Here is a 5,925-nt window from a genome sequence, read left to right as displayed (position 1 = left end):
TGATAACAATTATCTATGCCATCTTTAAAAACAATGAACCTTATAACCCCTCTCGTGTTTTTGCTATGGTTAGACAGTGATAAGTTAAAGAACTAAAGCTAATTTACTTCAAATTGATGATGGAATTGTAATAGTGCCATCACCTTTTAATTGTCAATCAAACCAACTTAGTTTGATTGTAAAAGCACTCTAATCTAAAGTTATAATTTTAGATTAAACTCTTAAAAGTGCTTTCAAAATCAAACTCATTTCAAGAGAAAAATCTCTTGAAAATTGGTTGTTTTTAAAATAGCTTTAAAAAGCTATTGCTTTTTTATTTTTTTGTCCTTTTTAAGTTATTTTTTATAAAAAGGCTAATTCTTACATTGCAAATACAGGTAAAACTGGTTTTGCAATGGGAGATCATTTACATTTTGCAACATTAGTACAAGGAGTTGAAGTTAGACCACAAGAATGGATGGATAAAAGATGGATAAAAGCAAATATATCTAATGTCATAAAAAGTGCTATTAAACTAATCAACGAAAGGAGAAAATATGAAAGACTACTATCCAACTAGAATGGAGAAAGAGGATATTTTAGATAGAGTAGATCCAGTTATTTATGGAAAACCAGTAGGTGAATATTCATTAAAGCCAGAAGAGGCTTCTTTTTATGAACAAAATGGTTTTATTATCTTTCCAAACTTTTTTTCAGAAGAGGAAGTTAATGAATTTAATAATGCTTTGTTTAGTTTAAAAAATGCTCCAGAATTAAAAGAAAAAGAAGAGTATATAACTGAACCAGATAGTGATGAAGTAAGAACAATATTTTCTCAACATCTATTTCATCCTATATTTAATAAATTAATGAAAGACAGGAGAATAGTTGATAAAATAGAGCATATACTAGGTTCAAATGCTTATATTCATCATAGTCGCATTAATATAAAACCAGCATATAAAGGAAAATCTTTTCCTTGGCATTCAGACTTTGAAACTTGGCATGCAGAAGATGGTTTACCTCGTTGCCGTGTTTTAACTGCATGGATTATGCTAACTGATAACACGCACTACAACGGACCATTATACTTAATTCCGGGGAGTCATAAAAAATTTGTTTCATGTGCTGGTAAAACTCCTAAAGACAATTACAAACAATCTCTTAAAAAGCAAGAATATGGCGTACCAAGTTTAAAAGCAATAAAGCACTTAAGTAAAAATACTGAACTTGTTGCTGCTCTTGGTAAAAAAGGAACTTTAGTCTTTCATGATGGAAATATTATGCATGGTTCACCTGACAATATATCTCCTTATGACAGAACTAATGCTTTTTTTGTCTATAATAGTGTAGAAAACACTCCTGTTGAACCATTTGCTGCAAAACATAAAAGAGCACCTTTTTTATCTCTTGACGACTATACTCCTTTGTAGGAGGTAGTCAATGTTTAAATCATCTAAAAATTTAATAAACGAACAACAAGAAACTATATTAAAACTAACAGAAGATAATGATATATTGCTTTGTAATATTAAAGAACTTGAAAATGAGAATAATTCAATAAGAAAAGAACTTAATGAATTAAAAAAATCATACACAATCTTATATAACAAAAAAGAAAAATTAGAAAATATTCTTGATAAAAGTTCTGACAAAATAAATAATTTAAAAAATAAAAATAAAGAACTAGAAAAACAATATAAGACATTACAAGATTTTTTAATGAATGAATTTGATTTTTTAATGAATGAATATATTAAAAAAAATAATTCAGATAAAGAAAAACTATATATTATTAAAACTAATATAGAAAATCTATTAATAAAAATGAATTCTTTAAATGAAAATATAATAACAGCAAAAAAAATTTCAGATGAACTTGGACTATTAGGCATAAATGCAACTATTCAAGCAGCACATATAGGTGAGCAAGGAAAAAGTGTTTTAATTGTTGCGGATTATATTGATAAAGTATCAGAAAGTTTGAATAGAAATATAAATGATATTGAATTAACACTTGGGTTGTATAGAGATGAAATACAAAATATTTTACAAAAAATAAAAACCTTATCAATATCTATAAATGATAATCTTAAAAATTTTCAACAAATAACTGAACAAGTAAATAATAAATTAATAACTAAATAGAAATACATTTTTATATAACACAAATAACCTATAAAGGAAAAAAATGAGACGAAAAATAGTTTGTAAATTTGGTGGTAGTTCAGTAGAGAATGCTATTCAAATTAAAAAAGTTAAAGAAATCATAAAAGATAATAAAAATAGAAAATATATCGTTGTATCAGCTCCAGGCAGAGATGAGAAATATAATGAAAAAATAACCGATCATCTTATAAATATTGCACTTAAAGGACAGCATTTAAGTAAAAAAAGAATAAGTACAAATGATAGTAAAGAAGCTGTTATAAAAAAGTTTTCTACATTATGTAATGACTTAGATATATCTAAAGAAAAAATAATTCCTTTTCTTGAAAATGACTTTAAAACTACTTTAAAAGAAAAGAAAAAAATTGCTTTTTTGGCTTCCAGAGGAGAACATTATAATGCAAAAATTATTGCTGAATATTTTAATAAAAGTGGAATTAATACACAACTAGTATTACCAGAAGATATAGGATTTATTTTAAATGATGATTATTTAGATGCAAAAATAATTGATAAAACTTATACTAATCTTGAAAAACTCAAAACGGAAGATAAAATTTGTATAATGCCAGGTTTTTATGGAGTTACCCAAAATGGTGATGTTGCAATTTTATCAAGAGGAGGCTCTGACTTAACTGGTGGAGAGTTAGCATATTCAATAAATGCATCACTTTATGAAAACTGGAGTGATATAGATGGTGTTTATGAAGTTGATCCAAGAATTATAAAAGATGCAGATGTTATTCCAAGATTAACGTTTAAAGAAATTAGACTGCTATCAACAAAAGGATTTAATGTTTTCCATTTTGATGCGATGATAAATTGTAAAAAAAGAAATATTCCTATCAACATAAGAAACACTAATCGTCCTTCAGCTAGTGGTACTATAATACTCAATGAAAGAGTACATACTGAAGATGTTGTTGGTATTGCAAAACTTGATAATATGGCATACATATATCTTGAAAAAGATGGTCTTGGAGAAGAAATAGGTTTTATGGAAGGACTACTAAGTATCTTTAACAAATACCAGATAAATACTTATTTTTACCCAACAGATAAAGATGATATTGCAGTATTATTAAAAAAAGAAGACTTAACAGGAAATATAAATAATCTAAGAGCTGAGATAGAAGAAAAATTATCTCCTGATGTAATAGATGTTGTATATGACTTAGCTATATTGAGTATGGTAGGAATAGGATTAAAATATAATTCTTATGCTATCGCAGATGCAGTAACAGTACTAAAAGATAATAATATAGATATTGAAATGCTAGATCAGGCTCCAGCAAAACTCTCATTTCATATAGGAATAGCACAACATCATGCAGATACTGCTTTGAAACTCTTATATAACAAATTAATACTTAATGACTAGGAAGGAAAAAATGAATAACACTCAATATATTAAAGAAGATTTAAACTATATTTTTCATCCTTGTTCACAAATGAAAGAATATGAAAGAAATTTGCCACTTATACCAATAAAAAGTGCAAAAGGAGTATATCTATATGATTATGATGATAATGCCTACATTGATGCAATAAGTAGTTGGTGGGTAAATCTTTTTGGACATTCAAACCCGTATATTAATAAAAAAATTAAAGAACAAATAGATACTCTAGAGCATATTATATTTGCAGGTTTTACACATAAGCCAGCAATAGATCTTGCCAAAAGATTAATTCAACTATCTCCTGATGGATTAAATAAAGTTTTTTTTGCAGACAATGGCTCAAGTGCAATAGAGATCGCACTAAAAATGAGCTTTCAATACTACTATAATAAAGGTGAAACACGTCCCTATTTTATCTCATTAGAAAATAGCTATCATGGTGAAACAATGGGTGCTTTAGCCGTTGGTGGAGTAAGTTTATATAAAGATATATATAGTGATATACTTATCAAAACACTTCAAGCAAAGTCTCCTGCACTACATAATGAAGAAGAAGCTCTTGAAGATATGGAAAAATTACTTAAACAATATAAAGGTAAAGTCTCTTCAGTTATTATTGAACCACTTGTACAATGTGCTGGTGGTATGGCTATGTATGATGCTTCTTATATTAGTAAATTAAAAGAACTTTGCAACTATTATGGAGTTCATATTATAGCAGATGAAATAGCTGTTGGTTTTGGTAGAACCGGAACAATGTTTGCTTGTGAACAGGCTAAAGTTACACCTGATTTTATGTGTTTATCAAAAGGAATTACGGGAGGCTATCTTCCTTTATCAGTAACATTAATAACTGATGATATATATAATGCTTTTTATTGTGATTATCATACAGGAAAATCTTTTCTTGATTCTCATAGCTATACAGGTAATCCTTTAGCTTGTGCAGCAGCAAATGCTTCTTTAGATTTATTAGAACTTAAAACAACAAAAGAATATAATTTGATTTTAGCTTTAATGATGAAAATTAGGTTAAAAGAAATTAAAAAGCTTCAACAAGTACAATCAGTTAGGCAAAAAGGCTTAATAGTTGCTATTGAATTAAAAAAAACTTATGCAAGTAGAGACATTAGTTTAAATATATACCGTCATTCCTTACAAAATGGTGTTTTAATTAGACCACTAGGTAATGTTATTTATGTTATGCCTCCTTATATTATAAAAATTAATGAGTTAGATAAAATTTTTGATACTATCATAAATGCAATAAAAATAATTTCAATTTAAATTGTATCAACATCAGTAATATCCTTACCCGAAAGTGTTTCCATTTTACTTTCAACTTTATTTAAAAAGTCATTTCTTGTTTCTTCATCCATATTGCTATTAAGCATATCTAATATATATCTTATTCCATTAGCATTAATTTTTTTTACGCTGGCAAGATAATGTGTAAAAGCTATAAGTCTAATATCGTTTATTGAGTATAATTTTTTTGAAGAATCTCCATTTTTTTTAGGTAATAATCCTTTTTCTTCATACATCTTTAATGTACGTACCTTCGCACTTAATAATTCAGCAATACTGCTTAATGGTAACACATCTTTATCATTATCTAATAATGCCATTTCCACCTCTTATTTTTTATATTATTAAATATACTTTATAATATCATTTTTTTTCTAATTCATTTATAAATAAAATAATATGTACTATTTTTTTGAGTTTTTAACTTTACGTATTTTTTTCTTTTTTAGTTTTTCTCTACGTCTTTTTATACGCTCTTTTATATCTTTAATTTTTCCAATTTTCGTATCTTCAAGATCTACTTCAGTTTTTTCAACTTCTTCTCCTACTGTAACATCTAACATTTCAGATTTTTTCATTGCAAGAATTTGTGATGGAAATACACTTCTATGTCCTGTGATTAAAAAGCTTATAACCGCACTCAATGCAGCATAGTGTGCTATTTCAAGCCCAAAAAGTTCAACTGCCATAATTGTTGCTGCAATAGGTGCATTGGCAGCTCCGGCTAAAACACTTACAAATCCTAGTGCTGCAAATAGTGCAATATGATCATTTCCAACTAATTGACCAAATAGATGTCCACTTGTAGCACCAATATAGAAAATTGGTGTAATTATTCCTCCGCTTCCTCCTACACCAAGAGTAATTGAAGTAAAGAGAGTTTTGAGTAAAAAAGCGTACCAAGGGATATCTTTTGAAAAGTATGGATCATGGTTAAGAGTATTCTTTATGGTTTCAAGTCCAAGCCCAAGATATATATCTCCAAAAATCAATGCCAATATTACAAGAAGAACTCCACCTAAAAATGCAACTGTATATGGATGTAAAGGTATTTTTTTAATAATTTTTG

General features: G+C 27.6%; 7 protein-coding genes. 5 read left to right on the top strand and 2 right to left on the bottom strand.

Going from position 1 to position 5,925, the window contains the following annotated elements:
- Window positions 1-394: 394 nt before the first annotated feature.
- From BM227_RS12265 to BM227_RS12245, 5 genes are read left to right on the top strand one after another with little or no spacing between them, the layout of a single operon-like run.
- Window positions 395-559 (top strand): hypothetical protein, encoded by a 165-nt coding sequence (locus tag BM227_RS12265; protein ID WP_177202061.1) that lies wholly within the window; start codon window positions 395-397, stop codon window positions 557-559.
- On the top strand, window positions 537-1,412 hold the full coding sequence (locus BM227_RS12260; protein WP_092914261.1) for a phytanoyl-CoA dioxygenase family protein: 876 nt from the start codon (window positions 537-539) through the stop codon (window positions 1,410-1,412). Before BM227_RS12265 ends, BM227_RS12260 begins: the two co-directional genes overlap by 23 nt.
- 10 nt (window positions 1,413-1,422) lie before the next feature.
- Window positions 1,423-2,127: a methyl-accepting chemotaxis domain-containing protein gene (locus BM227_RS12255; RefSeq protein WP_092914260.1), complete on the top strand. Its 705-nt coding sequence runs from the start codon at window positions 1,423-1,425 to the stop codon at window positions 2,125-2,127.
- Window positions 2,128-2,170: 43 nt separating this feature from the next.
- A complete protein-coding gene (locus BM227_RS12250) occupies window positions 2,171-3,529 on the top strand; it encodes an aspartate kinase (protein ID WP_092914258.1) in 1,359 nt (452 codons plus the stop codon).
- A gap of 10 nt (window positions 3,530-3,539) precedes the next feature.
- A complete protein-coding gene (locus tag BM227_RS12245) occupies window positions 3,540-4,835 on the top strand; it encodes an adenosylmethionine--8-amino-7-oxononanoate transaminase (RefSeq protein WP_092914256.1) in 1,296 nt (431 codons plus the stop codon).
- Here the strand turns inward: BM227_RS12245 and BM227_RS12240 are convergent.
- Window positions 4,832-5,176 carry a MerR family transcriptional regulator gene (locus BM227_RS12240; RefSeq protein WP_092914255.1) on the bottom strand — a complete coding sequence of 115 codons (345 nt, stop codon included), beginning with the start codon at window positions 5,174-5,176 and terminating at the stop codon, window positions 4,832-4,834. The two genes, BM227_RS12245 and BM227_RS12240, sit on opposite strands and share 4 nt — an antisense overlap.
- Window positions 5,177-5,260: 84 nt before the next feature.
- Window positions 5,261-5,925, bottom strand: a 665-nt coding sequence (locus tag BM227_RS12235; protein ID WP_177202060.1) for a chloride channel protein, incomplete at its 5' end; no start/stop codon positions are given.

Source organism: Hydrogenimonas thermophila (assembly GCF_900115615.1).
Taxonomy (GTDB): domain Bacteria; phylum Campylobacterota; class Campylobacteria; order Campylobacterales; family Hydrogenimonadaceae; genus Hydrogenimonas; species Hydrogenimonas thermophila.
Note: the sequence above shows the minus strand (reverse complement) of the source record. Positions and strands in the feature narration are given on the sequence as shown.